At 69.8% G+C, this 25,059-nt stretch carries 23 protein-coding genes and 1 tRNA gene; 13 read left to right on the forward strand and 11 right to left on the reverse strand.

The features are described 5' to 3' along the window. Window positions 1-33 precede the first annotated feature (33 nt). The 3 genes from ABZW17_RS09475 to mug all read right to left on the reverse strand — a co-directional run bounded on the left by ABZW17_RS09475 (window position 34) and on the right by mug (window position 3,608). Window positions 34-1,869, reverse strand: coding sequence for an acyl-CoA dehydrogenase (locus ABZW17_RS09475; protein WP_354811413.1), 1,836 nt, complete (start codon window positions 1,867-1,869; stop codon window positions 34-36). Window positions 1,870-2,008: 139 nt separating this feature from the next. Next, window positions 2,009-2,785, reverse strand: coding sequence for a response regulator transcription factor (locus ABZW17_RS09480; RefSeq protein ID WP_354811415.1), 777 nt, complete (start codon window positions 2,783-2,785; stop codon window positions 2,009-2,011). Between the two features lie 262 nt (window positions 2,786-3,047). Further along, entirely contained in the window at window positions 3,048-3,608 is a 561-nt protein-coding gene (gene mug, locus ABZW17_RS09485; protein WP_354811417.1) for a G/U mismatch-specific DNA glycosylase, read from the reverse strand. Window positions 3,609-3,635: 27 nt separating this feature from the next. Here mug and ABZW17_RS09490 point away from each other — a divergent pair, with 27 nt between their 5' ends. Together ABZW17_RS09490 and ABZW17_RS09495 are read left to right on the forward strand one after the other, a co-directional pair. Further along, complete coding sequence (locus ABZW17_RS09490; protein WP_354811419.1) at window positions 3,636-4,280, forward strand: class I SAM-dependent methyltransferase; 645 nt, start codon at window positions 3,636-3,638, stop codon at window positions 4,278-4,280. Window positions 4,281-4,345: 65 nt separating this feature from the next. Beyond that, window positions 4,346-4,522 carry a hypothetical protein gene (locus ABZW17_RS09495; protein ID WP_003058066.1) on the forward strand — a complete coding sequence of 59 codons (177 nt, stop codon included), beginning with the start codon at window positions 4,346-4,348 and terminating at the stop codon, window positions 4,520-4,522. Here the strand turns inward: ABZW17_RS09495 and ABZW17_RS09500 are convergent. Then, window positions 4,463-5,089, reverse strand: coding sequence for a VanZ family protein (locus ABZW17_RS09500; protein ID WP_354811421.1), 627 nt, complete (start codon window positions 5,087-5,089; stop codon window positions 4,463-4,465). The two genes, ABZW17_RS09495 and ABZW17_RS09500, sit on opposite strands and share 60 nt — an antisense overlap. Window positions 5,090-5,298: 209 nt before the next feature. Here ABZW17_RS09500 and ABZW17_RS09505 point away from each other — a divergent pair, with 209 nt between their 5' ends. The 3 genes from ABZW17_RS09505 (at window position 5,299) to ABZW17_RS09515 (ending at window position 8,649) form a co-directional block, all read left to right on the forward strand. Next, window positions 5,299-6,378 carry a Gfo/Idh/MocA family oxidoreductase gene (locus ABZW17_RS09505; protein ID WP_354811423.1) on the forward strand — a complete coding sequence of 360 codons (1,080 nt, stop codon included), beginning with the start codon at window positions 5,299-5,301 and terminating at the stop codon, window positions 6,376-6,378. A gap of 213 nt (window positions 6,379-6,591) precedes the next feature. Further along, complete coding sequence (locus tag ABZW17_RS09510) at window positions 6,592-8,283, forward strand: bifunctional metallophosphatase/5'-nucleotidase (RefSeq protein WP_354811510.1); 1,692 nt, start codon at window positions 6,592-6,594, stop codon at window positions 8,281-8,283. Window positions 8,284-8,322: 39 nt separating this feature from the next. Continuing rightward, window positions 8,323-8,649 (forward strand): MmcQ/YjbR family DNA-binding protein, encoded by a 327-nt coding sequence (locus ABZW17_RS09515; RefSeq protein ID WP_354811425.1) that lies wholly within the window; start codon window positions 8,323-8,325, stop codon window positions 8,647-8,649. Here the strand turns inward: ABZW17_RS09515 and ABZW17_RS09520 are convergent. Both ABZW17_RS09520 and ABZW17_RS09525 read right to left on the reverse strand, forming a co-directional pair. Beyond that, entirely contained in the window at window positions 8,639-9,175 is a 537-nt protein-coding gene (locus tag ABZW17_RS09520; RefSeq protein ID WP_354811427.1) for a GNAT family protein, read from the reverse strand. The genes ABZW17_RS09515 and ABZW17_RS09520 overlap by 11 nt on opposite strands. Window positions 9,176-9,183: 8 nt before the next feature. Next, window positions 9,184-9,561, reverse strand: a complete 378-nt coding sequence (locus ABZW17_RS09525; protein WP_354811429.1) for a nitroreductase family deazaflavin-dependent oxidoreductase — start codon at window positions 9,559-9,561, stop codon at window positions 9,184-9,186. An 88-nt stretch (window positions 9,562-9,649) separates the two neighbouring features. On the opposite strand from ABZW17_RS09525, the gene ABZW17_RS09530 reads away from it, so the two are divergent. The 3 genes from ABZW17_RS09530 (at window position 9,650) to ABZW17_RS09540 (ending at window position 11,974) form a co-directional block, all read left to right on the forward strand. Further along, the gene (locus ABZW17_RS09530) at window positions 9,650-10,300 is read left to right on the forward strand and encodes a hypothetical protein (protein ID WP_354811431.1); all 651 of its coding nucleotides are present in this window, start codon (window positions 9,650-9,652) and stop codon (window positions 10,298-10,300) included. Between the two features lie 97 nt (window positions 10,301-10,397). Continuing rightward, window positions 10,398-10,748, forward strand: coding sequence for a YciI family protein (locus ABZW17_RS09535; protein WP_354811433.1), 351 nt, complete (start codon window positions 10,398-10,400; stop codon window positions 10,746-10,748). Next, window positions 10,745-11,974, forward strand: a complete 1,230-nt coding sequence (locus ABZW17_RS09540) for a DUF6596 domain-containing protein (protein ID WP_354811435.1) — start codon at window positions 10,745-10,747, stop codon at window positions 11,972-11,974. The genes ABZW17_RS09535 and ABZW17_RS09540 overlap by 4 nt, the downstream gene beginning before the upstream one ends. On the opposite strand, the gene ABZW17_RS09545 is transcribed toward ABZW17_RS09540, so the two are convergent. Next, window positions 11,966-12,036: transfer RNA gene (locus ABZW17_RS09545), tRNA-Gly, on the reverse strand. The genes ABZW17_RS09540 and ABZW17_RS09545 overlap by 9 nt on opposite strands. A 111-nt stretch (window positions 12,037-12,147) precedes the next feature. Here ABZW17_RS09545 and ABZW17_RS09550 point away from each other — a divergent pair. Together ABZW17_RS09550 and dcd are read left to right on the forward strand one after the other, a co-directional pair. Further along, a complete protein-coding gene (locus ABZW17_RS09550) occupies window positions 12,148-13,341 on the forward strand; it encodes an oxygenase MpaB family protein (protein WP_354811437.1) in 1,194 nt (397 codons plus the stop codon). Between the two features lie 22 nt (window positions 13,342-13,363). Then, window positions 13,364-13,945, forward strand: coding sequence for a dCTP deaminase (gene dcd, locus ABZW17_RS09555; RefSeq protein WP_003058109.1), 582 nt, complete (start codon window positions 13,364-13,366; stop codon window positions 13,943-13,945). A 36-nt stretch (window positions 13,946-13,981) separates the two neighbouring features. On the opposite strand, the gene ABZW17_RS09560 is transcribed toward dcd, so the two are convergent. Beyond that, entirely contained in the window at window positions 13,982-15,175 is a 1,194-nt protein-coding gene (locus ABZW17_RS09560; protein WP_354811439.1) for an FAD-dependent monooxygenase, read from the reverse strand. A 73-nt stretch (window positions 15,176-15,248) separates the two neighbouring features. On the opposite strand from ABZW17_RS09560, the gene ABZW17_RS09565 reads away from it, so the two are divergent. The 3 genes from ABZW17_RS09565 (at window position 15,249) to ABZW17_RS09575 (ending at window position 21,018) form a co-directional block, all read left to right on the forward strand. Then, window positions 15,249-15,719 (forward strand): MarR family transcriptional regulator, encoded by a 471-nt coding sequence (locus tag ABZW17_RS09565; protein ID WP_354811441.1) that lies wholly within the window; start codon window positions 15,249-15,251, stop codon window positions 15,717-15,719. Window positions 15,720-15,785: 66 nt separating this feature from the next. After that, on the forward strand, window positions 15,786-20,171 hold the full coding sequence (locus ABZW17_RS09570) for a hypothetical protein (RefSeq protein ID WP_354811443.1): 4,386 nt from the start codon (window positions 15,786-15,788) through the stop codon (window positions 20,169-20,171). A gap of 145 nt (window positions 20,172-20,316) precedes the next feature. Next, window positions 20,317-21,018 (forward strand): CAP domain-containing protein, encoded by a 702-nt coding sequence (locus tag ABZW17_RS09575; protein ID WP_354811445.1) that lies wholly within the window; start codon window positions 20,317-20,319, stop codon window positions 21,016-21,018. 12 nt (window positions 21,019-21,030) lie between these two features. Here ABZW17_RS09575 and ABZW17_RS09580 read toward each other — a convergent pair whose 3' ends face one another. From ABZW17_RS09580 to ABZW17_RS09590, 3 genes are all read right to left on the reverse strand, one after another. Continuing rightward, entirely contained in the window at window positions 21,031-22,044 is a 1,014-nt protein-coding gene (locus ABZW17_RS09580; RefSeq protein WP_354811447.1) for a cation diffusion facilitator family transporter, read from the reverse strand. 17 nt (window positions 22,045-22,061) lie between these two features. Beyond that, entirely contained in the window at window positions 22,062-22,511 is a 450-nt protein-coding gene (locus ABZW17_RS09585; protein WP_354811449.1) for a DUF742 domain-containing protein, read from the reverse strand. A 319-nt stretch (window positions 22,512-22,830) separates the two neighbouring features. Continuing rightward, a complete protein-coding gene (locus ABZW17_RS09590; RefSeq protein ID WP_354811451.1) occupies window positions 22,831-25,044 on the reverse strand; it encodes a (Fe-S)-binding protein in 2,214 nt (737 codons plus the stop codon). Between the last annotated feature and the right edge of the window lie 15 nt (window positions 25,045-25,059).

Raw genomic sequence — 25,059 nt, forward strand, 5'->3', positions numbered from 1 at the left:
GGTCGGAAGGGGCCCTTCGGCGGAATGCGTTGATCAGAACGCGGCTTCGTCGATCTCCATGAGCGCGTTGTCGGCGGCCTCCACGATGGCGCGGCGGGCGGTCAGCTCCGGCAGCACCTGCTTCGAGAAGAACGAGGCCACGGCGATCTTGCCCTCGTAGAACGGGACGTCCTTGGCGGACGCGCCCGCGTCGAGCTTGCCGATGGCGACCTCGGCGTGCTTGAGCAGCTGCCAGCCGATCAGCAGGTCGCCGACCGACATCAGCAGGCGGACCGTGTGCTGGCCGACCTTGTTGATGTTCTGCGGGTCTTCCTGCGACGTCGTCAGGTAGCCGATCAGCGAGCCGAGCATGCCCTGGGTGTCCTCGAGGGCCTGCTTGAGCAGCGCACGCTCGTTCTTGAGCCGGCCGTTGCCCGCCTCGGACTCGATGAACTTCGTGATCTCGCCGGCGACGAAGGCCAGGGACGCGCCCTTGTCGCGGATGATCTTGCGGAAGAAGAAGTCCAGCGACTGGATCGCCGTGGTGCCCTCGTACAGCGAGTCGATCTTGGCGTCGCGGATGTACTGCTCGATCGGGTAGTCCTGCAGGAAGCCGGAGCCGCCCAGGGTCTGCAGCGACTGCACGAGCTGCTCGGTGGCGCGCTCGGAGCCGACGCCCTTGACGATCGGCAGCAGCAGGTCGTTGACGCCGTGCGCGAGCTTCTGGTCGCCCTCGCCGGTCCACAGCTGGTCCTGGAACGACGCCGTGTAGAGGTACACCGCGCGGAGGCCCTCGGCGTACGCCTTCTGGAGCATCAGCGAGCGGCGGACGTCCGGGTGGTGCGTGATGGTGACGCGCGGAGCGGCCTTGTTCAGCATGTTCGGCAGGTCGGCGCCCTGGACGCGCTCCTTGGCGTACTCGAGCGCGTTGAGGTAGCCGGTCGACAGCGTCGCGATGGCCTTCGTGCCGACCATCATCCGGGCGTACTCGATGACCTGGAACATCTGCGCGATGCCGTCGTGGACCTCGCCGAGCAGCCAGCCCTTGGCCGGGGTGCCGTGCTGGCCGAAGGTCAGCTCGCAGGTCGTCGAGGCCTTGATGCCCATCTTGTGCTCGACGTTCGTGACGTAGGCGCCGTTGCGCTCGCCCAGCTCGCCGGTCTTCGAGTCGAAGTGGAACTTCGGTACGAGGAACAGCGACAGGCCCTTGGTGCCCGGCTTGGTCTCGATGCCGGGACCCTCGGGGCGCGCCAGCACGAGGTGCATGATGTTTTCGCTCATGTCGTGCTCGGCCGAGGTGATGAACCGCTTCACGCCGTCGATGTGCCAGGAGCCGTCCTCCTGCTGCACGGCCTTGGTGCGGCCCGCGCCGACGTCGGAGCCGGCGTCCGGCTCGGTCAGCACCATCGTGGCGCCCCAGGCCCGGTCGATCATGAGCTGGGCCCAGTGCTTCTGCTCTTCGGTGCCGTTCTTGTTCACGATCATGGCGAAGTTCGGGCCCGCCAGGTACATGAACAGCGGGGCGTTGGCGCCGAGGATGAGCTCGGACGCGGCCCACTGGACCGTGGGGGGCAGGCCGAAGCCGCCGAGGTCGTTGGTCAGGCCGAGGCGCCACCACTCGCCGTCCAGGAGCTGCTGGTAGCTCTTCTTGAACGACTCGGGGATCTTCACGCTGAACGTCTTCGGGTCGTACACCGGCGGGTTGCGGTCCGCGTCGGCGAAGGACTCGGCGAGCGGGCCGGTCGCGAGCTTGTTCAGCTCGGACAGCACCCCGCGGGCGGTCTCTTCGTCGGATTCGGCGAGCACACCCTGGCCAAGGCGCTCCTGCACGCCGAGCACCTCGAAGAGGTTGAACTCCAGGTCTCGGACGTTGCTCTTGTAGTGGCCCATGTCGTCACTCCAATGTGTTCGGCTCCCCGGCCGGGCACATGTTCGCCTTACTCGCCGGTAACTTCAGGATATTACCTGCGGGTAACCAGAGCAAGCAGATCCGCACTTCCGGGTAAGGGAAATCCGGGCCGTTTCCGGGTCAACGCTGGCCCGGAAGGGCCGTTGTGTCGGCAGTCACCGGGAGGTGACCGTCCTCGGCCCGGGCGACCAGGATCCCGCTGCGGAAGGCGATCGTCACCGCGTGTGTCCGGTCCCGGGCGGAAAGCTTCCGCAGGATGCTCTTCACGTGCGTCCGGACCGTCTCGACGGACAGGAAGAGCAGCTTCGCGATCGCCGAGTTCTCGAGACCCTCGGCGACCAGCTGGAGCACCTGGTACTCGCGCCGGGACAGCGGCATCCCGCCGCGCGGCGCCGGCGGGCTGTCGTCGCCCTTCGGGGTGGTCGTGCGCTTCGGCCGGGCGGTGAGGGCGGCCAGCGCCGGATCGATGTAACGGCGTTCGGTGTGCGCCCGCCGGATCGCTTCGGCGAGCCGTCGCGAATCGATCGACCGCGGCACGATCGCGTGCGCGCCCGCGGCGATCGCGGCCGCGAGGTACTGCTGCGTGCGGTTGGCGTCCCGGATCAGGGTGACCAGGATCAGCGCCGGGTCACCGGCGTTGAGCAGCTTGGTCAGGTGGCAGTTCGGGTCGAGCGCCGAGTCGAGCACGACGACGTCCGGTTTGACCTGCTCGCAGAGCTGCAGCGCGGCGTGGTGGCTGGCGGCCTGGCCCGCCCAGTGCAGCCCCTGGCTGCGGTGGACGAGCGCGGCGAGGCCGTCGCGGAAGATCGGGACCGGATCGACGACCGCCACGCCGAGACTGCGCCCGCCGGGTCCGGCCGGCCCGCTGGGCCTGCGGCTGGGCTCGATGCCGTGCATCGTGGGCCTCCGTCTCTGCGCCGTCGCTCCTGGGGACGCCTCCCGGCATCGTCCGGTCCCCCCTGCCGGGACCGGCCAGAAGTGACTCCTCCTGCTTGGTACGAGTCGCGATTGCGCAGCTCATGACGCCAATTCCCCCTCATGGCCCAACCCGCAGGTCACAGCAAACTGTGGGTAGAAGTCGATCTTGTCGAGTCGACCCGGCCGGCCAGGATGGGACCTGATGGGGCGGTTGGCGCTACTGAGGGTGGCCCGCAGCCGTTCAACGATTTCGACAGTCATCGGATGCGGCCCGCAGCCGCCCGAACTCGGCCCCCAGCCCGGCTGGCGTCCAGTGCGCGTTCAGCCCGCTGGGGTTGGGCAGCACCCACACCCGGGTGTCACCGATCCGGTGGTCCTGCGGGCCGACGTGCGCCTTCGGGAAGCCGAAAGCGGTCCGGTAGGCCCCGATCCCGACGACGGCCAGCCACCGGGGGCGGTACTCGAGCACCTTGGCGACGAGCAGTTTCCCGCCTTCACGCAGCTCGTCGTCGGAGAGCTCGTCGGCGCGGGCCGTGGTCCGGGCGACGACGTTCGTGATGCCGAGCTTGAGGTCGAGGAGGTCGTCCTGCTCATCGGGGGTGTAGCGGCGCGGGGTGAAGCCGCCGGCGTGCAGCGCGGGCCAGAAGCGGTTGCCGGGGCGCGCGAAGTGCTGCCCGAGGGCGCCGGAGTAGAGGCCGGGGTTGATGCCGCAGAAGAGGACGTCGAGGCCGGGGACGATGACGTCGGGGATGGTGGCGTTGTGCGCTGCGGCCAGCTGGTCCTTCGTGGGTCGGGTGCTCACGGGTCCAGTTTCCGGCACGCTCGGGTTGTGGAGGTCACTGCGGACGGCTCGCCGGTCGAGGTCTACCTGCTCCTGCCGCCGAACGGTGAGGCGGAGATCGTGCACGCGGCCGCTCCGCCGGGCGCCTCGATCCTCGAACTCGGCAGTGGCGCCGGCCGCGTCACGCACCCGCTCGTCGAGCTGGGGCACGAGGTCGTCGCCGTGGATGATTCGGCGGCCATGCTCGCGCACGTCCGTGCTCCGGCCGTTCGCGCGCGGATCGGGGATCTGGACCTCGGGCGGACCTTCGACGTCGTGCTCCTCGGCAGCCGGCTGGTCAACACCGAAAAGGACGCGGACCGGCAGGCGATGCTCGCCGCCGCGCGGCAGCACCTCGGGCCGGATGGGCGGCTGATCGTCGAGTGGCATCCGCCCGAGTGGTTCGACACCGTCGCGTCCGGGCAGGGCGGCCTGCTCGGCGACGTGGAGATCGAACTCTCCGACGTCGTCCGCCGCGGCGATCTGCTCTCGGCGACCGTCCACTACGCGGCGCGCGGGCGGCGGTGGCGTCAAGAGTTCACCTGCCGCCGCCTCGTTCTTGACGACGTCCTGACCTCGGCCGATCTCGCCTTCGACCGCTGGCTCACCCCCGACCGGAGCTGGTTCTCCGCCCGCCCCCGTCGCAGGGGGTAGCGAATTCACCACGAACCTGCGTAACCTATGTGATCTCCCGCACAGCGCCGTACCGAGGAGGATTCGTGCAGCTTCCGATCGTCCTCGGGCTGGTCGCGCTGGTCCTCGCCGTCGCCGCGCTCGTCGTCGTGCTCGAAGACCGGCGGGCCGCCAAGCGGGCTGCCCTGCAGCGGAAAGCCCGGTTAGCGCGTCTGGGCGAGGTGGACCCGCTCGCGCCGGGCCGGCTGCACGTGGACCGGTGAACGCCGGAGCGTCAGCAGCAGCGCGCCGAACACCCAGCCGACGCCCGCGCCGAACGTGTTGTTCATGAGGTCGTCGACGTCGAAGATGCGGTAGACGTACGGTGCCGTGCCGAAGTTGGCCGTGACCTGCGTGAACTCGATGAACAGTGACGCCGTGAAGCCGATCAGCGTCGTGCCGACGAGCCCTCGGCGCCAGAGGATCCGCGCGAACACCCCCAGCGGGACGAACAGCAGCACGTTCAGGCACGCCTGCTGGAACGTCTGCGTCGTGAACCACTCCCCGCCGTGCTTGAGGAGCTCCGTGTGGATGTCGGCGATCCACTGGAACGGGTGCAGCTGCACCGTCTGCGTCAGCCGGCGGGTGCCCGGGCCGGGCAGCGGCAGGAAGACGACCGCGAAGGTCATGCAGCCGTAGAGCAGCACCGCCGCCGTCGTGGCGAGGCCGCGCAGGCGCAGGCCGCCGTGGCGGGCCAGCTGGGTGATCAGCTGCGGGACGAGCACCACGACCCACAGCGCGAGGAACCCGATGAACCCGTACTGCAGGGCCGTGACCTGTGCGTTCGTCATGCCACCGACGGTATGGATCTTGCCCGGGGTGCCACTTCGGTCGAAGAGCCCGCGTGCATCGGCCACTCGGCCGACCCGCATGCGGCCGATCGGCGACCCGGCGGGTGACCGAAGTCATGCCGGCGTAACCGGATGCGGCTTGCGTCGACCCGGGAATGAGCACGACGCTCGGCACGTCGGAGTCTTTGCGGGCAACGAAAGGAACGCTCATGGCACCGGTCCGGGTCGGCATCGTCGGGCTCAGCGCGAACGGCGGCTGGGCCGCGACCGCGCACGTGCCCGCGCTGGCCGCGGTGGACGGCTACGAACTCCGGGCGCTCAGCGGCAGCAACGCGGAGTCGGCGCGGGTGGCCGGCGAGAAGTACGGCGTGCCGCTGACCTTCGGCGACGCCGGGGAGCTGGCCCGGCACCCGGAGGTCGACCTCGTGGTGGTCGCGGTGAAGGTGCCGGAGCACCGGGCGCTGATCGAGCCCGCGCTGGCCGCCGGCAAGCAGGTGCTGAGCGAGTGGCCGCTGGGTGTCAGCCTGGCCGAAACCGAGGCGCTGGCCGAAGCCGCTCGCGGGAAGGAAACCGCCGTCGGCCTGCAGGGACGCTCCGCGCCGGCGTTGCGCTACCTGCGTGACCTCATCAAGGACGGCTACGTCGGCCGCGTGCTTTCGACGTCGCTGATCGCTTCCGGCGCCAACTGGGGACCGAGCGTGCGGGCCGGCCGCGACTACCAGCTGCATCCCGAGGGCGGGGCGACCATGCTGACCATCCCGTTCGCGCACACCGTCGACGCGCTGGCCATGGTCCTCGGCGGCTTCACCGGGCTCTCGGCGACGATGGCGACCGTCCGGCCGCGGGTGCGCGACGAGGTCACCGGCGAGTCGGTCGCGATGACCGCGCCGGACCAGATCGCCGTCACCGGCGAGCTGACCGGTGGCGCGGTGGCGTCGCTGCACCTGCGCGGCGGGACGTCGCCCGCCACGGACTTCCACTGGGAGATCAACGGCACCGAGGGCACGCTGGTCGTCGAGGCCGCGGACCCGCTGTTCTGGATCGCGAAGCTGACGTTGCGCGGCAGCCGGACCGGCACGCTCGAAAAGCTGACCGTCCCCGCGCGGTACGAGCTGCCGCAGCTGGCCGGGCGCAGCGCCGAGCCGTCGTACAACGTGGCGCACGCCTACGCGCGGCACCTCAAGGGCGATTTGCCCGACTTCGCGCACGCCCTGCGGGTGCACCGCGTGCTGGACGCCGTCCAGCGGTCGGCCGACAGCGGGCGCCGGGTCGAACCGCACGTAGGGTGACCGTCACTCGCGGTTGCCCTCCGGAAGCCGGCAGGTGACATTCGCTTTACGTCCGTCTTTTGACCCTGGTAGGTGACTGCTTCGCGAGGCAGAATCCTCCGCCGTGCGCCCGTTCGGGGACCAAGGGCGCGAATCGGAGGAAGAACACTCATGAGGCATGTTTTCGGGGGTTCCGGGTGGCAGAGCCCCCGGCCCGGGGCGAAGCCCCGGTTGTTGCAGCTTTCGACCCGGCTCGCGGTGTTCGCCGCGGCCGCGCTGGCGACCACGGCGGTGACCACCGCACCCGCGTCCGCGGGCCAGCGCCCGGATCCCACCACCGACGTCCGGATCATCGGGTTCAACGACCTGCACGGCAACCTGGAGCCGCCGACCGGTTCCAGCGGCCGCGTGGTGCAGTCCGACGGGACCACTGTGGACGCCGGCGGTGCCGCTTACCTGGCCACGCACGTGAAGCAGCTGCGGGCGCAGGTGCGCAACTCGTTCGTCGTGTCCGCCGGTGACAACATCGGCGCGTCGCCGCTGACGTCGGCGCTGTTCCACGACGAGCCGACCATCGACTTCCTGAACCTGCTGGGCGTCGGCGCGTCCGTCGTCGGGAACCACGAGTTCGACGAGGGCTACAAGGAACTGCAGCGCATGCAGTTCGGCGGCTGCCACCCGACCGACGGTTGCCAGTTCGAGAAGACCTTCAAGGGTGCGAACTTCCCGTTCATCGGGTCCAATGTGTACTTCACCAACGGCCTGCCCGCGCTGTTGCCGTTCACCGTCAAGTTCGAAGGCGGCGTGCCGGTTGGTGTCATCGGCGCCACGCTGAAGGACCTGCCGTCCGTCGTCACGCCGGAGGCCATCAAGGGCCTGAAGTTCGGCGACGAGGTCGAGGCGATCAACCGGACCGCGAACCTGCTCGACTACTTCGGCGTCAAGGCCCAGGTCGTGCTCCTGCACCAGGGTGACGGCACCGAGGTCGAGGGCCCGAACGACTGCAAGCTGCGCCCCGGCCCGGCCGCCGCGATCGCGGCCGCGGTGACGCCGAAGGTCGACGCGTTCTTCACCGGCCACAGCCACCAGCAGTACAACTGCGTGATCAACGACCCGGCGGGCCAGCCGCGGCCGGTCATCCAGGGCTCGTCGTTCGGCCGGCTGCTGTCGGTCGTGGACCTGAAGATCAGCCTGAAGACCCGCGACGTCGTGCGCTCGCAGACCAAGGCGTTCAACGAGATCGTGACGCGCACGGTCACGCCGGACCCGGCCGTGGCCGCGCTGGTCGCGGACGCGAAGACCAAGTCGGCGCCGATCGCGAACAAGCAGGTCGGCACCATCACCGCGGACCTGCCGGCGGCGGGCAACGCGGCCGGCGAGTCGCCGCTCGGCGACGTCATCGCCGACGCGCAGCTCGCGGGCACGGCGTCGAACAGCGCGGTCGTCGCGATCACCAACCCGGGCGGCATCCGCGCCGACCTGACGTACAAGTCGTCCGCGAACAACGAGGGCGACGGCGTGGTGACCTACGGCGAGGCGTTCACCGTCCAGCCGTTCTCGAACATCATGCAGACGATCACGCTGACCGGCGCGAACCTGAAGAACGTGCTGGAACAGCAGTGGACCGCGGCCGGCACCAAGATCCTGCAGATCTCGAGCTCCCTGCACTACTCGTACTCGGCGGCGGCGCCGATCGGCTCGCGCGTTTCGAACATCACGGTCAACGGCACGCCGGTCGACCCGGCGGCGACGTTCCGCGTGTCGGTGAACAACTTCCTCGCCGCCGGCGGGGACGGCTTCACCGAGTTCACCAAGGGCACGAACCTGTCGGGCGGCCCGGTGGACCTCGACGCGCTGGTCGCCTACCTGGGCGCCCACCCGAACCTGGCCCCGCCCGCGGCGGACCGGATCACCCGCCTGCCGTAGTTCCCGTTTTTGCAAGCCACCTGGTCGACAATGGAACCCATGACGACCTGGGAAGACGTCGTGCGCCTCGCCTCCGCGCTGCCGGAGGTGGAGGCGGCGACGTGGTACCGCACGCCCGCGCTGAAGGTGGCGGGCAAGCGTTTCGCGCGGCTGCGCACCGAGGCCGAAGGCGGCCTGGTCGTGATGTGCGGGCTCGACGAGAAGGCCGCGTTGCTGGATTCCGGCGACGCGGCCTTCTTCACGACGCCGCACTACGACGGGCACGGCTCGATCATCGTCGACCTCGAGCGCGTGGACGTCGATCAGCTGCGCGAGCTGCTCGAAGAGGCGTGGCGGCGGAAGGCGCCGCGGCGGCTCACCACTTGAGCTCGCCCTTCAGCATGCTCATCAGGATCATGTCGTGCCGCGAGCCGTCTTCGCCGACGAACGCCTCGCGGTGCCGGCCCTCCTCGACGAACCCGACCTTGCGGTAGACGTGCCGGGCGACCTCGTTTTCGGCGACGACCCACAGCGTGATCTGGTGCAGCCGCATGTTGTTAAAGCCGTATCGGCACATCAGGCGCAGCGCCTCGGTGCCGTAGCCGCCGCCGGCGCGGTACTCGGCGTCGCCGATGTAGACGTCCAGGTAGGCCTCGCCGATTTCGGGCTCGGCGTCACGCAGGTCGATGACGCCGATGAGCTTGCGCCCGGCCTTGGCCTCGATGCCCAGGACGACCTTCTCGTAGGTGTTGACCGCGCGTTCTTCGCAGCGCTTGCGCACCTGGGCCAGCGAAAGCGGGTGGTCGTTCTCCATCCAGCGGCCGACCTCGGGGTCGGTCACGAACGCGTGGATCCGCTCGGCGTCCTCCGGTTCGAGCGCGCGCAGCCGGACGAGCTCCCCCTCGAGCAGCATTTCTCCCCCTAGTCCCGCTTGAGCAGCAGGAAGTCGTGGACGTTCAGCAGGCCGAGGAACTGGCGCACGGGCGTCGGCATCGCTCGGCGTGATTCATCATGCACGAGCTTGGGCGAGTGCACGCGGTAGTTTCTCCGCTGGGTGACGAGGGTGCAACTCTCCGCGGCCAGCACGTTCTTCACCCAGTCGGTGTCGGGGCCGTAGGTGAGCGCGACGACGAAGCCGCCTTCGGTGCGGAAGACGTTCAGCGGCGTGCGGTACTCCTTGCCGGATTTGCGTCCTTTGTGGACGAGAAGCCCGAAACCCGGAGCCCAGTTCACGACGTACTTGTTGATCCGGTTCGTCACGACGCGGTTGAACCGGGCGAGTCCCTTGGGCAGCACCATGACCCCGATGATATCAACAAATGATGAATTAACCGATCGGGCGACCCCGGCTCCCGGTGGGTGGTGCCGCGATGGTGGGATATGGCGCATGTCGACCGAATGGCCGCTGCGCCAGGACCCGGAAGGGCCGGTCATCATCGCGCTGGCCCTGGTGAACGACCCCGACGCGCTGGGTTTCGTCGTGCTGGACGACGAGGACGACTGGTTCATCAGCGACGGCACCGAGCTGTCCGACGACGTGCTGGTCAACCGCGAGAGCTTCGGCAAGCTGTCGCTGCGCGAAGCTTTCGAACTGCTGCCGCAGCTGGCCGCCCTGGCGACCCTGCCGACGGGCATGGCTGCGGACTGGGACCCGGAGCGCCGCACCTGGCTGCTGTCGTCGGTGACCGGCTCCGACGACGAGGACGAGGACATCCGCCTGCTCGCCCAACGCCGCGCGGCGTGGGAGTTCGAGGGTTCGCCGGACGACGAGGCCCAGATCAGCACGGGTCTCACCGAGATCCCGACGGGACCGCAGCAGCCGGTGCGCGCGGTCCGCCAGGTCGTCCGCGAGCAGGACGGAACCTGGCTGTTCGTCGGCTTCGAGGTCCCCGAGGCGGAGGACTTCGAGGTCGAGGGCCTGGAGCTGGAGCACGTCGCGAACCTGTACCCGGACGTGCGGACGGTGCTGAAGGCCGCGCCGGGCCAGGTGTACGACCGCGCGACGCCGGACTCGGAGTGGGAGCTCGTCGAGGGCTAGAAAAAGCCCGGCGCGGTTGTCCCGGCGCGGCTTCCCCCGTTCGTCCTTACAGTGAGAACCGGCGATCGGCGCCGGTCAGGATCTGTGAGGAGCAGCCATGCCCCAGTACGCCGCGATCATCTACGCCTCCGACGTCGACCCGACCCGGCCCGAAGCCGTCGACATGATGAAGGACTACGACGAGTTCGGCGCCGGTGCGGCCGCGGTCATCCGCGGCGGCGCGGCGCTGTACCCGACGGCGACCGCGACGACCGTCCGCGTCACCGGTGGCAAGGGCGGCGACATCGTCACCAGCGACGGCCCGTACGCCGAGACGAAGGAAGCCCTCACCGGCTTCTACCTGCTCGAATGCGCGGACCTCGACGAAGCCGTCAAGGTCGCGGCGCAGATCCCGGGCGCCTGGGACGGCGCCATCGAGGTCCGGCCGGTCGTCGACTTCGGCCGGTGAGCGGCACCGGGGACGCGGTCGCGCGGCTGGTCCGGGACGAGGGCACCCGGGTACTGGCCACGCTGGTCCGCGTCACCGGAAGCGTCGACCTGGCCGAAGACGCGGTGCAGGACGCCGTCGTGCGCGCGCTCGAGACGTGGCCGCGCGACGGCGTCCCCGGCAACCCGCGCGGCTGGCTGCTGGTCGCGGCCCGTCGCCGCGCGGTCGACGTGGTCCGCCGCGAGGCGAAGCGGCTCGGGAAGGAGGCGGACGCGATGCCGGCCGTCGACCCGTTCCCGGACCCGGTTTCGGTCCGCGATGACCTGCTGCGCCTGGTTTTCACGTGCTGCCACCCGGCGTTGTCGCTGGACGCGCAGGTGGCGCTGGCCCTCCGGACATTGGGCGGCTTGTCGACATCGGAGGTCGCGCGCGCCTTGCTGGTGCCCGAGGCGACGATGGCGAAGCGGCTGACTCGGGCGAAGCAGAAGATCGCCACTGCTCGTATCCCGTATCGGGTGCCGTCGGCGGAGGAACTGCCCGCGCGCTTGGCCGGCGTCGCGTCCACGGTGTACTTGATCTTCAACGAGGGCTACACGGGACGCGTTTCGTTGCTCGCGGAAGGCGTCCGCCTGGCCCGGTTGCTGGCGTCCCTGATGCCGGACGAGCCGACGGCGTTGGGGCTGCTGGCGTTGGTGTTGCTGCAGGACGCCCGCAGCCCGGCGCGGTTCTTGCCGGACGGCTCGCCGGCGTTGCTTTCGTTGCAGGACCGTTCGTTGTGGGACGCATCGCTGATCAAGGAGGGCGTGGAGCTGGTGGGCCGCGGCCTGCGCCGCACACCGACGACCCCGAACGCGTACGTGGTCCAGGCGGCGATCGCGGCTTGCCACGACCTGGCGCCGTCGTACGCGGAGACCCAGTGGGACGCGGTGATTTCCTGGTACGACGTGCTGTTGACGGTCCTGGACACCCCGGTGGTGAGGTTGAACCGCGCGGCAGCGGTGGCGGAACGGGACGGCCCGGCGGCGGGTTTGGCGCTGGTGGACGCATTGCCGGGGTTGACGGAGTACGCGTGGTGGCACGCGTCGAGGGCGGAGTTGTTGCACCGCTTGGGTTCCTCTGTGGCTGCCGAGGCGTTGGAGCGCGCCGAGGCGACCGGCTTGCCTGCTGCGCATGTGGCGCATTTGCGGGGAAGAATGGAAAGCAAAAACCCCGGACGGAATGCCCGGGGTTTCGACGAGAGCGGATGACGGGAATCGAACCCGCGTATTCAGCTTGGGAAGCTGATGTTCTACCATTGAACTACATCCGCAGTGCGTCGTCAGCATACACGGCACCGTGATCCCCTTGTCCAGGACCCTCCTCCTTGACTCGCGCGCGTCAATGTGACAACACTTGTTGTCGACGTCGGAGGTGAGCGGTCATGGATGAACCCGAGCTGTTCCGGCAAGGCGGGTTCCGGCTGGCCCAACGGCTGTTCATCGAGGGTGACATCCGCGGTGACGAACGCCAGATCGCGCGCCTCAGGGAGTTCGCGCAGGTCGAGGACCGGCTCGCGGACGACGTCGTCGCCTGGATGGTGCAGCAGCCGAAGGGGCACGGGCGCCGGCTCTTCGAGGACGCGCTCAAGGGTGGTGCGAAGGCCGCCGGGCCGCTGAAAGACTTCTTCGACCAGGTTGATTCCAAGCCCTACTGGGTTGATGACGAGCGGCTCGAGCGCGGTGCCAAAGCCATCACCCGGGCCGGGTTGCTGGGGCTCTTTCCGCTCGGTGACATGTCGCTGATGGGCGGTTACCTCGCCTCGCGCGCCACGAAATCGCTGGTCGGGACCGGTGAGATCGAACACAAGGCCACGCGGCGGCTCGTCGAGACCGCCGCCTGGTGGATCGACGTCACCACGCCCGGGGCCCTCACGCACGGCGGGACGGGGTACGCCGCCGCGTTGCGGATTCGGGTTGTCCATGCTCATGTGCGGGCCGCCATGAACCGGCGGGAGGACTGGGACTACGCCGCCTGGGATCGGCCCGTCAACCAGGTTCAGACCGCCGGGACGCTGCTGCTCTTCTCGCTCGTCTACGTCTTCGGCACGCAGCTGCTCGGGCTGCGCTACTCCGCCCGCGAACGCGGGGACATCCTGCACCTCTGGCGGTACATCGGCTGGCTCATGGGCGTCGACGACGAGCTCCTGCCCACCTCCGAAGAGGACGCCTGGCGGCTGCTGTGGCTGCTCGCCGCCACCGAGTTCATCCCCGACGACGATTCGAAGCGGCTCGCGAAGTCGCTGATCGAGGCCAACGCGGCCGTCGGGGAGGGGCGTGGGGCCGTCGGGAAGGTGCTCTCGCACGTCTCCGTGGCCGTGCACTCGTCGATCAGCCGGCTCGTGCTCGGGAAGACCAACGCCGACTTCCTCGGGCTGCCGAACGATCCCGTCGCGCAGGCCGCGATCGTCGCCGTGGCCGGGGTCAACTTCGCCGCCGAGACCGTCCGGCGGTTCATTCCCGGGGCCACCGCGCTGCAGGAACGGATCGGGCAGGCCGGTCGCCGCGGGTACGTGAAGCGGCTCGAGAAGCTCTTCGCGCCCGACACCACCTACGCGCAGCACATGCGGGCGGCCTGAACCCACCGGATAGGCTTCGGCCGTGCTGCTCAGTGACCGTGACCTCCGCAAAGAGCTCGACGCCGGCCGGCTCGGCATCGACCCCTTCGATGCCGGCATGGTCCAGCCGTCGAGCATCGACGTCCGGCTCGACCGGTTCTTCCGCGTCTTCGACAACAGCAAGTACACCCACATCGACCCGCAGCTGCAGCAGGACGAGCTCACCTCGCTGGTCGAAAAGGAGGGCGACGAGCCCTTCGTGCTGCACCCGGGCGAGTTCGTGCTCGGGTCCACCTTCGAGCTCGTCACCCTGGCCGACGACCTGGCCGGCCGGCTCGAAGGCAAGTCCTCGCTGGGCCGGCTCGGGCTGCTCACGCACTCGACCGCCGGGTTCATCGATCCCGGCTTCTCCGGGCACATCACGCTCGAGCTGTCGAACGTCGCCAACCTGCCGATCACGCTCTGGCCCGGCATGAAGATCGGCCAGCTGTGCATCTTCCGGCTGTCGAGCTCAGCCGAGCACCCGTACGGCTCCAGCGAGGCCGGGTCCCGCTACCAGGGGCAGCGCGGCCCGACCCCGAGCCGGGCGTACAAGAACTTCCACCGCGTCGACACCTGGCGGTAGTGGATTCGCCCTCGGCTGAGGCAAGTACCTCGGGCGCTAGGCCGCGACCTTCTCGTCCCAGTCGATGCGGTGGTTCCACATGAAGGCGTTCGGGTCGTCGTCGAACGGCTTCGAGAACACCCGCTTGAGGAAGAAGTCGCGGACGACGCGCCCGACCGGGCCGATCACCTTGTCGTCGCCGTTGCGTTTGCCGGCCGCGACCACGGCCTCCACGCGTTCGCGGCGCAGACCCTCGTACGTGGTCAGCGCGCGCTCGATGCCCGGCACGTCGCGGAGGCATTTGCCCAGCGTGACGGCGTCTTCGATGGCCATCGAGGCGCCCTGGCCCGCCGCCGGGGACGTGGCGTGCGCCGCGTCGCCGATGATCACCATGCGGCCGCGGTGCCAGACCGGGACCGTCGGGAAGTCGTACGTCGGCCAGGCCGGGTAGATCCGGCGGGTCGCGCGGATGATGTCGGTGGCCGGCGTCCGGTCGCGGGCCACCAGGTGCAGCAGCTCGGCGCGCAGCTTGTCCCCGGCGAGCGTGGCCAGCTCCGACGGTGACGGCTCGGTCTTGCGGGCCGGGTTCGCGAACCACCAGACGCGGCCGTCCGGGCTGACGACGTGGCAGAAGAACACCCGCTTGCCGAACACCATGTTGAGCACGCCGGGCTCGTCGGGCAGGTCCAGGCCTTCGGCGAACCCGCCGGTGTTCAGCAGCCGGACGTACCGCGGCGGTGGCGCGTCCGGGTCGATGATCGTGCGGACCCGCGAGCGAAGGCCGTCGGCGCCGATCAAGAGGTCGCCCTCGGCGTGGGACCCGTCCGCGAAGTCCGCGGTGACGTGCGTGTCCGTCTGGCTCGCGCCGGTCAGGCGCTTGCCGTATTCGATCCGGATCCCGCGGCGCACAGCCTCGTCGCGCAAGGCCACGTAGAGGTCGGAGCGCAGGACGGTCTGGCTCACCGTGCCGTCCTGGAGGGCGCCGCCCAGGGGGAACCCGGCGAGCCGGGTGCCGTTGCCGAGGCCGATCGACATCCGCGGCGAGTCGAAGCCCACGCTGCGGACCACGTCCTTGAGGCCGAGCGGGACCAGCGCGTCCAGGCCGTTGACCGCCAGCGTGAGGAACGCGCCGACGCCCTCCGAGTCGCGGTCGTAGGCCTCGAACACCACTGGCTCGTGCCCGGCTTCGTGCAGGGCGATGGCCGTGATCGTGCCCGCCACGCCGCCCCCGATGATCAGTGCCCGTGTCATGTCGTTCGTCCCCTCGAATCTCTTAGAAAGTAATTCGTTCTATCGAACTAAAGAGTGGGCTAGGCTGGTCCCCGTGTCAAGCGAGCGCGCGAAACTGGTCGAAGAGGTCCTGCTCAGGTCGCGGGAGCTGTCGACGGAGACGGTCATGTTCCACACCGCGATCGCCGAGACCCGGGGTCTGTCGGCGGTCGAGACCAAGGTGCTGGACTACCTCGCGCGGTTCGGCTCGCAGACGCCCAAGGACCTGGCGCGGCTTTCGGGGCTCGCGCCGGCGTCGGTGACGGCGATGATCGACCGGCTGGAGCACAAGGGCATCGTCAACCGCGAGCGCCACCCCGACGACCGGCGCAAGGTCCTCATCGCCCTCGACCTGCAGTCGATCGCGAAAGGCGTGCACCTGTGGGACCACCTCGTCAAAGGCATGCACGAGCTCTGCGACCGCTACACCGACGACGAACTCCGGACGATCATCGGGTTCGTCGAGGCCGCCACCACGCTCACCCACGAGTCGACGGAGAAGCTGACGGCCGCCACGAAAGAGTGAGTTTGGCGGCGTGAACGCGGGTCTCGTGCCACGCTCCCAAGGTCGTCTCGGCCTCGGAGGTGGCTGTTGCCCGAAAGACCGCTGCGCCTGGTTCTGGTGCTGGCACTGGTCTTCCTGGCCTCGACCGTCGTGCCGGCGGCGGGCGCGGCCGTCGCCCCGCCCTTCGCGGTCGGCTACGACGACGTCGTCTACGGCGACTTCCTCTACGCGGGCAACGGCGTCCTGCGCTGCCCGGTCGCCGCCGACCACGCGCCGGCCGGCGCCGCGGTGGGCACGCCCGCGGCGTGCGCCAACACCGCGGACCGCAAGGACATCCTGGTCAACGACGACTTCTTCATGCAGTGGGCCGACGTCGACGCCGACCCGGCGACGTTCGATTCGGCGCGGGCCTCGGTGAGCATCCCGCCGGGCGCACACATCGCCTTTGCCCGGCTCAACTGGGCGGGCAGCACGACCTGCGGCACGTCGGCGGTCGCGCCGCCGGGGACGCCCGCGAAGCAGGACGTCCGGCTGTCCGTGGGCAGCGCGAAGCCCGTCGACGTGCCGCCCTCGGGGTACGCCGAAGACGCGGGCTACTACTCGGCCCACTCCGACGTGACCGCCCGGTTCGCGAGCGCCGCGGGCACGCTCGACGTCACGGTCGGGAACGTCTGGGCCCCGAAGGGATTCGACTGCGTCGGCGGCTGGTCGATGGTGCTGGTCTACGCCTACCCCGAGCGCAATCCCGACTTCGCGCCGGAGAAGCGCAAGGTCGTCGTCTACGACGGGCACGTCCGGCAGACCGCCGGCGCGCCGCCGACGGAGACGACGATCACCGGCTTCCGCGCGGCAGCCGCCGACGCCCACCTCGGCGTCACGGCCTACGACGGCGACTGGGGCGCCTCCGGCGACCAGTTCCTCATCGACGGCACCCCGGCCGCCGAGCCCGCGACCGGCGGTACGTCGAACTTCTTCGTCTCCAACGCCGACAACGCGGCCGCACCGGCCGCGAAGAACAACTTCAGCGTGGACGCGAAGGCGTTCAACGTCGACAGCATCCCCACCGGCGCGACGAGCACCAAGCTCGCCTTCGTCACCAGCGGCGACGCGTTCCTGGCGCAGAGCCTCGCGTTTTCCGTGCCGGTGCCCGAGATCCGGGTCGGCCTGCGCGCGACCCAGCCGAAGGCGCACGCCGGTGAGCCGGTGACGTTCGCGGTCGTCGTGACCAACCCGGGCACCGTCCCGGCGTCCGACGTCCAAGTCGCTGACGACGTCGTTCCGGCGTGCTCGAAGCCGCTCGGCACGCTCGCCCCGGGCCAGACGGTGACGTACTCGTGCACCGGAACCGCGCCACCCGACGACTTCACGAACACCGCGAAGGCGACCGGCACGAGCGCGCTCGGCGACCACCTCGACGGCGCTGCCACCGCCCACGTCGACGTCGTCCACCCGGCCCTCGGCCTCACGAAGACCGCCGACCGCCCGGCCTACCGCGCCGGCGAAGCCGCGACGTTCACGGTCAAGGCGACGAACACCGGCGACACCGGCCTCGGCGACCTGCGCGTGACCGACCCGAAGACACCGTCGTGCGCCCTCACCGGCGCACTCGCCCCGGGCGAAAGCCGCACGACGACGTGCACGGCGAAGGCACCCATCGCCGACGGCGTCAACACGGCGAACGCGGCCGCGACCGACGAGCTCGGCAAACAGGTCACGGCCACCGCCGACGCGCCCGCGCCGACGATCGCCCCCGCCGTCGAGGTCACCAAGACCGCGGACCCGCCGGTGATCCACGCGGGCGACGCCGTCACCTGGACGGTCGCCGTCCGCAACACCGGCGACAGCCCCCTCGCCCCGGTACAGGTCACCGACGACACGACGGCATCGTGCGCGCGCACCATCGCCGGCCTGGCCGCGGGCGCGACGCAGGCGTACACGTGCACGGCCAACCCGTCCCGCACGACGACGTCCCGGGCGACCGCCACCGGCACCGACCTGGCCGGCCGGCCCGTGACCGCCACCGCGTCGGCCACCGTCACGGTGATCACCCCGGCCCTGACGCTGGCTGCGGACGCCTCACCCGGCATCGCACGCGCCGGCGACCCGATCACGTACACGATCACGGTCGCCAACGCCGGCGACGCACCGCTGACGGACACCGCTGTCACCGACACGGTCCCGGCGTGCGCCAAGCCGCTCGGCACGCTCGCGCCCGGCCAGACGGTCACCTACCGGTGCACCGCACCGGCCCCGCCGGACGACCTCGCCACGACGGCCACCGCCACCGGCAAGGACCAGCTCGGCCGCGTGGTGAAGGTGACGGACGACGCCACGGTCGACGTCATCCACCCGGCGGTGACGCTGGCCGCGCACGCCGAACCCGCGCAGGTCCGCGAAGGCGACAAGGTGACGTTCGCGGTGCTGGTCGAGAACACCGGCGACGTGCCCCTGACGGGCGTCGCGGTGACGGACGACCAGGTGGCCGCGTGCGCGAAGCAGCTGGGTGCGCTCCAGCCGAAGGCGCAGCAGACGTACGAGTGCACGACGGTGGCGGGCACGGCGGGCATCGCGAACAAGCCGACGGTGACGGGCACCGATCCGACGGGCCGCCCGGTGACAGCGGCGGCCGAAGCGGCGTTCGCGGTGCAGCACCCGGCGGCCGCGATCACGGCGGCCGTCACGGGCGGCCCGTTCCGCGAAGGCGACAAGGTGCCGTTCCGGCTCACGGTTCGCAACACGGGCGACGTGCCGCTGACCGGCCTCCGGCTCACGGGCACCCAACGAGACCCCGGCTGCACCCAGACCATCGACGGCCCCCTCGCGCCCGGCAGCACGAGAGAGACCACCTGCACCACCACGGCCCCGGCCGACGACGTCACCCGGAGCTTCCGGCTCAGCGCCACCCCACCGGTGGGCCCGGAGGTCACCGCCTCCGCCGAAACGACCGTCGACGTCATCCACCCGGCCATCGCGATCACCAGGACCGCCACCCCGGACGTCGTCCGCGCCGGCGACACCGTCACCTCGACGATCACCGTCACCAACACCGGGGACAGCGCGCTCCAGGACGTCGCCGTGGCCGACCCGATCGCCGCGGGCTGCACGAAGAACCTGGGCCGCCTTGAGCCGCAGGCGAAGCAGACCTACACCTGCACGCAGACCGCAGCCAACGCGGACTTCGAAGCCGTCGCGAAAGCCACCGGTACCGACGCCACGAACCGTCCGGTGACCGCCACCGCCGGGGTCCCGGTCGACGTCATCCACCCCGCGGTCACGATCACGAACGACGCTGCGCCCGCCCGAGTCCGGCAAGGCGACACCGTGACGTTCACGCTCGTCGTCACGAACACCGGCGATGTCCCGCTGACCAACGTCTCCAGTGTGGACAGCAGCATCCCGGCGTGCGCTCAGACCATCGGCACCCTCCTCCCCGGCGCCTGGCAGCGCCGCTCCTGCAAGGTAGACGCCGGCACCGACAATTTCGTGAGCTCGGCCACCGCAAAAGCCACCGATCCGACGAATCGCCAGGTCACGGCGACCGCCGAAGCGTCGTACGCCGTCCTCCACCCCGCGCTCGCGATCGCCCAGGACGTCCACGGCGGCCCCTTCCACCCGGGCGACACCGTCACGACGACCGTCACCGTCACCAACACCGGCGACACCCCGCTGACCGCCGTAGAAGCCACAACGCCCTGCGCCAAGGCCTTCGACGAGCTGAAACCCGGCGCGAAACAGCAGTTCGACTGCACGACGACCGCCCCAGCGGACGACGTCGTCAGCACGGCGAAGGCCACGGCGGCCCCGCCGATCGGCCCACCGGTCATCGCGAGCGACACCCATGGCATCGACGTCATCCACCCGGCGCTGCAGGTCACAGTGGACGCCAAACCCGCGACCGTGCGCGCAGGCGACGACGTCACCTTCACCATCACCGCGCGCAACACCGGCGACGTCCCGCTGACCACAGTGTCCGTTGTGGACAAACGCAGGCAGGCCACCTGCGCGGCCGAGTTCGGCACCCTTCCGCCCGGCGCGGCGAAGACCTGCACCTGCACGCGCAAAGCGCCGGACGACGACTTCGAACAAGCCGTCGAGATCAGCGGAATCGATCCCACCGGTCGCACCGTGCACTCGACCGGTGACGCAAAAGTGGATGTCGTCCACCCCGAGATCGCCGTGATGAAAGACGCCACCCCGTACGAAGTCCGGGAAGGCGCCACCGTCACCTTTTCGATTTTGGTCAAGAACACCGGCGACGTGCCGCTGACCGACGTCGAGGTCGTGGACGCCCACACGCCGTCCTGCGCGCACACCGCGCCGGAACTGGCCGTGGACGCGGAAATCTCGTACAAGTGCACAACGGTCGCGGGCAAAGTTGGCTTCGTGGGCAAAGCAACCGCCTCCGGTCAAGATCCGACCCGTCGTCCGGTGAGTGCTTCGGCCGAAGCGGCCTTCGTCGTCCGGATGAGCTGAATGGAGTAACGCGGAAGCGTCCGATTGCCGCGAATTCCGTGCCTGTCGCCGATGGGAAATGTGACCAGTGCGTTCGTAGGGTTCTCGCCGTAATCGTCCCGTGATACGTTCCTGCGCCGTGTCCCCCATTGGTGAACGTGCTCACGTGGTGATGGTGTCACTCAGTGTGCTGCTCGGCGTTTTTTCCGCCGCGGCCGGCACCTGGCTGGCCACCGCGGAAGGAAACACCGCCGAGCTCGGCGCCGCGGCCCTGGTGCTGCCCAACGCGCCCGCCGGAGCCGGCAGCGGCAGCGGCACCGACCTCGCCGGCGGCCAGGTCCAGACCACCACCCCCGGTCAGCCTGCCGCGCCCTCGTCCTCGGCCCCCGCCCCGACGACGTCCTCCGCGGCGCCCACGCCGACGGAGACGTCCGCGGCGCCGCCGGCCACGTCCTCCGAGGCCCCGCCGCCCAGCACCAAGGCCGCGGCTCGCGTCGCGCCCTCGACCGCCGCCCAGGTCCTGTCGCTGGTCAACGACGAGCGCGCGAAGGCCGGCTGTGACCCGCTGACCGAGGAATCCCACCTGACGAAGGCCGCGCAGGACTACAGCGACCAGATGTCGGCCGGGAACTTCTTCTCCCACACCAGCCCCGACGGCACCACGTTCGACCAGCGCATCAAGCAGGCCGGCTACTCGAAGCCCGGCGCGGAGAACATCGCGAAGGGGCAGACGTCGGCCGCGCAGGTGATGGACGCCTGGATGAACTCCGAGGGCCACCGCGCGAACATCTTGAACTGCTCGCTCAAGAAGCTCGGCGTCGGCGTCACGACCGCGGGCTGGTACTGGGTGCAGGACTTCGGCTACTGAGACAGCTGAGGCTTACGGGGACTTGCTCCACCGCTCGGCGACGTCGCCGTACCGCGCCAGCACCGTCGCCCGCAGCTCCGGATCCGACCGCGGCACCGGCTCGATGAACACCTCGGTGACGTCGTGCATCCGGTCCGTCAGTTCGGACGCCAGCCGCACGCAAGCGCGTTCCAGGTCGGCGGCGCCGAGCGAGTCGTCGAAGTCCACGCGGGTGCAGACGAGCACCTGGTCGGTGCCCATGAGCATGGTCTGCAGGTCCACGACGGCCTCGATCTCGGGCGCGTCGGCGAGGTGCTCGCGGATCTCGCGCACCAGCCGCGGGTGGGCCTGCCGGCCGACGAGCAGGCCGCGGTTGGTCCGGCCGAGCAGGTAGGCGACGCAGGCGAGCAGCAGGCCGATGGCGATCGACGCGATCCCGTCCCACATCTCCGAGCCGGTCAGCTGGTGCAGCCCGATGCCGCCGAACGCCAGCAGCAGGCCGATCAGCGCGGCCGAGTCCTCGAACAGGACGGTCTTCGGCGTCGGGTCGTCGATCAGCCGCAGGTACGTCCCGAGCGACTGGTTCTCGGCCTTCGATTCGCGCACGACCTGGCGCACGGCCTGCACCCACGACGTGCCTTCGAGCACGAACGCCACGGCCAGGACGATGTAGCTGAGCAACGACGTGCTCTGCGACTCGCCGTGCCCGAAGAGCGTCGAGATGCCTTCATACAGCGCGAACATCGCGCCCGAGGCGAAGATCGAGACGGCCGCGAGCAACGACCAGAAGTAGCGCTCCTTGCCGTAGCCGAAGGGGTGCACGCGGTCGGCCGGGCGCGCCGAGCGCTTCAACGCCGTCAGCAGCAGGACCTCGGTGATCGTGTCGGCCACCGAGTGCGCCGCTTCGGACAGCATCGCGCCGGAGCCGGTGATGATGCCCGCGATCAGCTTCATCACGGCGATCGCCAGGTTCACCCCGCCGGCGAGCAGGACGGTCAGGGTGCTTTCGCCACCGGACGCACCGGAGTTCGCGGATTCCTCGCTCACTCCTGTCAGCGTAATGCTCAGAGGCGCCGCAGGCCGTGCAGAACGCGTTCCATGAGCGCCACCGCGGGACGGCCGTCCGAGTTCGTGCGGCTGTCGTGGATGGTGACCAGGCCCTGCTCGGCCATGTCGTCCAGCAGCACGCGGACGACGCCGAGCGGCACGCTCAGGTTGGCCGCGACCTCGGCGACCGAGCGCGGCTGGTGGCAGAGGGTGCGCACGGACCGGAACTCACCGGTCAGCCGGGCGCCGTTCCAGTGCGCGCCGGCCCGCGTCGAGACCATCGCTTCGATGGCGAGGTGCCGCCGCGACTGCGTCCGGCCGCGCGTCAGGACGTACGGGCGCACGAGTGTCCGCTGGGCCGGAACGGGGTCCTGGCCGACCGGGACCGGGAACCGGTCCACCACCACTTCGTCGGGTGCGGTGCGGAGAGCGTGCCGTCCGGTGGTCGTCCGCCGGTCCTCGGCCATCCGTGCCGCCCCCTGATTCCGTGATCGTCAATGGTGCCCTCGCTGGCAACGGCGGCGGCGAGGAAAGGCCAGGATACGCCGCTTGTCCAGGGTTCAGGCCGTCGTTTCTCCTTCACACGATGGGCCATTTCGGTGATTATCGTGAACATTATTCGGGATAACGATTACCGCGACGAAGTCCCAGCTAGCGAGCTTGCAGCACAGGACAAAGATGTGACAAGGGGTAGTGGAATGGCTACCGCGCCGGCGATCTTTCCGGCCACGGAAAACGGCCCCGATCAGGAGGTCCTGACCGGGGCCGCGGCGCGAAAGTTTCGCGTCACTCCTCCGCGAGCGACGGCGCCCCGAGCGCAATCGGCTTCGGTTCCGGCTTGCGCTTGACCGACTCCAGCAGCATCTGCGCGACGTCGACGATCTCGACCTTCTCGCTCGCGCTGCCGTCGGCCTGGCGGGCCGTGAGGCCGTCGTTCAGCATCACCTTGCAGAACGGGCAGCCGGTCGCGATCTTCGACGGCGCGGTGCCGAGCGCCTCGTCGACGCGCTCGACGTTGATCCGCTTGCCGATCTTCTCTTCCATCCACATCCGCGCGCCGCCGGCTCCGCAGCACATCGACTTGTCGCCGTGCCGCGGCATCTCGCGCAGCTGCGCACCGGTCGCGCCGACGAGCTCACGCGGCGCCTCGTACACCTTGTTGTGGCGGCCGAGGTAGCACGGGTCGTGGTAGGTGACGTCCTCGGCGACCGGCGCCACGGGCACCAGCTGCTTCTCGCGAACCAGGCGGTTCAGCAGCTGCGTGTGGTGCACGACGTCGAACTGGCCGCCCAGCTCGGGGTACTCGTTGGCGAGGGTGTTGAAGCAGTGCGCGCAGGTCACGACGACCTTGCGGGCCTTGCGCTCGCGGCCCTCGAACACCGAGTTCAGCACCTCGACGTTCTGCTGCGCCAGCATCTGGAACAGGAACTCGTTGCCGGCGCGGCGGGCCGGGTCACCGGTGCAGGACTCCTCCGAGCCGAGCACGGTGTACTTGACGCCCGCCATGTGCAGCAGCTCCGCGACCGCGCGGGTCGTCTTCTTCGCGCGGTCCTCGAACGCGCCCGCGCAGCCGACCCAGAACAGGTACTCGGCGTCGCCCAGGTCGCCGTCGAAGACCGGCACCTCGAAGTCGAGGTCCTCGGTCCAGGCCAGCCGGTCCTTGGCGTTCTGGCCCCACGGGTTGCCCTTGTTCTCCAGGTTCTTGAACATGCCGTTCAGCTCGCTGGGGAACGCCGACTCGATCATCACCTGGTAGCGGCGCATGTCGACGATGTGGTCGACGTGCTCGATGTCGACCGGGCACTGCTCGACGCAGGCGCCGCAGCTGGTGCAGGACCACAGGACGTCCGGGTCGATGACGCCGCCGTCGTCGCCGATCAGGGCCTTCTGCGACTCCGCGATCGCCAGGACGTCGATCCCGGCGTACATGTTGTCGCCGGACAGGCCCACCTCGTCGCCCGCCATGTCCCGCTTGCCGCCGGCCATCAGGTACGGCGCCTTCGCGTAGGCGTGGTCACGCAGCTGCGTGATGACCAGCTTCGGCGACAGCGGCTTGCCCGTGTTCCACGCGGGGCACTGTTCCTGGCAGCGGCCGCACTCGGTGCACGTCGAGAAGTCCAGCCAGCCCTTCCAGCTGAAGTCCTCGATCTTGCCGACGCCGAAGGTGTCCTCGTCCGGGTCGGCTTCCTCGAGGTCGAGGACCTTGCCGCCGCTCATCATCGGCTTGAGCGCGCCGAGCGCGACGCCGCCGTCGCCCTCGCGCTTGAAGTAGATGTTGAAGAAGGCGCTGAAGCGGTGCCAGGCGATGCCCATGGTCATCGTGCGCGCGACGACGATCAGCCAGACCGTGGCGCTCATCAGCTTGACGAACGCGAAGACCGTGACGAGGTTCGGGCTGGCCGGCAGCAGCTCGCCGATCGGGTTGGAGACGAAGGCGGCCCAGGTCGGCGTCTCGTGCGCGCCCAGCGCGGCCTTCGCGGCCCGGACGCCGATGATGCCGATGCCCTCGATCAGGACGACGGCCTCGATGAAGTACGCCCACTTGAAGTTGGAGCCCTGGAAGCGGCTCTGGCGGTCGGCGCGGCGCGGGTGGTTGCGCTGGCGGATGGCCATCAGCACCAGGATGCCGACGATCGTGCCGAGCCCGAGCAGCTCCATGAGCAGCTGGAACGGCGGGAAGTCGTCGAGGATCGGCCAGCCCCAGGTCGGGACGAAGACCTCGCCGTAGGCCTCGAACAGGGCGAGCGAGCCGAGCAGGAAGCCCCACATCACCAGCCAGTGGGCCGGGCCGACGCTGCGCTTGCGGTTCATCCGCGTGTGCGCGGCGAACTCCTTGATCAGCGTCTTCATCCGCGGCATGAACGGCCCGTTGCGCGTCGAGTCGGGCTGGCCGAGACGGATCACCCGCACGAAACGGGCGATGGTCGCGGCGAACATGCCCCAGGCGACGAGGCCGAGCACGACGGAAATCCCGCCGAGCGTCAGTTGCAGAGCGCCCATCGTTCGGGTGCCTTT

Origin of the sequence: Amycolatopsis sp. NPDC004625 (assembly GCF_040609695.1) — a bacterium.
In the GTDB taxonomy this organism is placed as follows: domain Bacteria; phylum Actinomycetota; class Actinomycetes; order Mycobacteriales; family Pseudonocardiaceae; genus Amycolatopsis.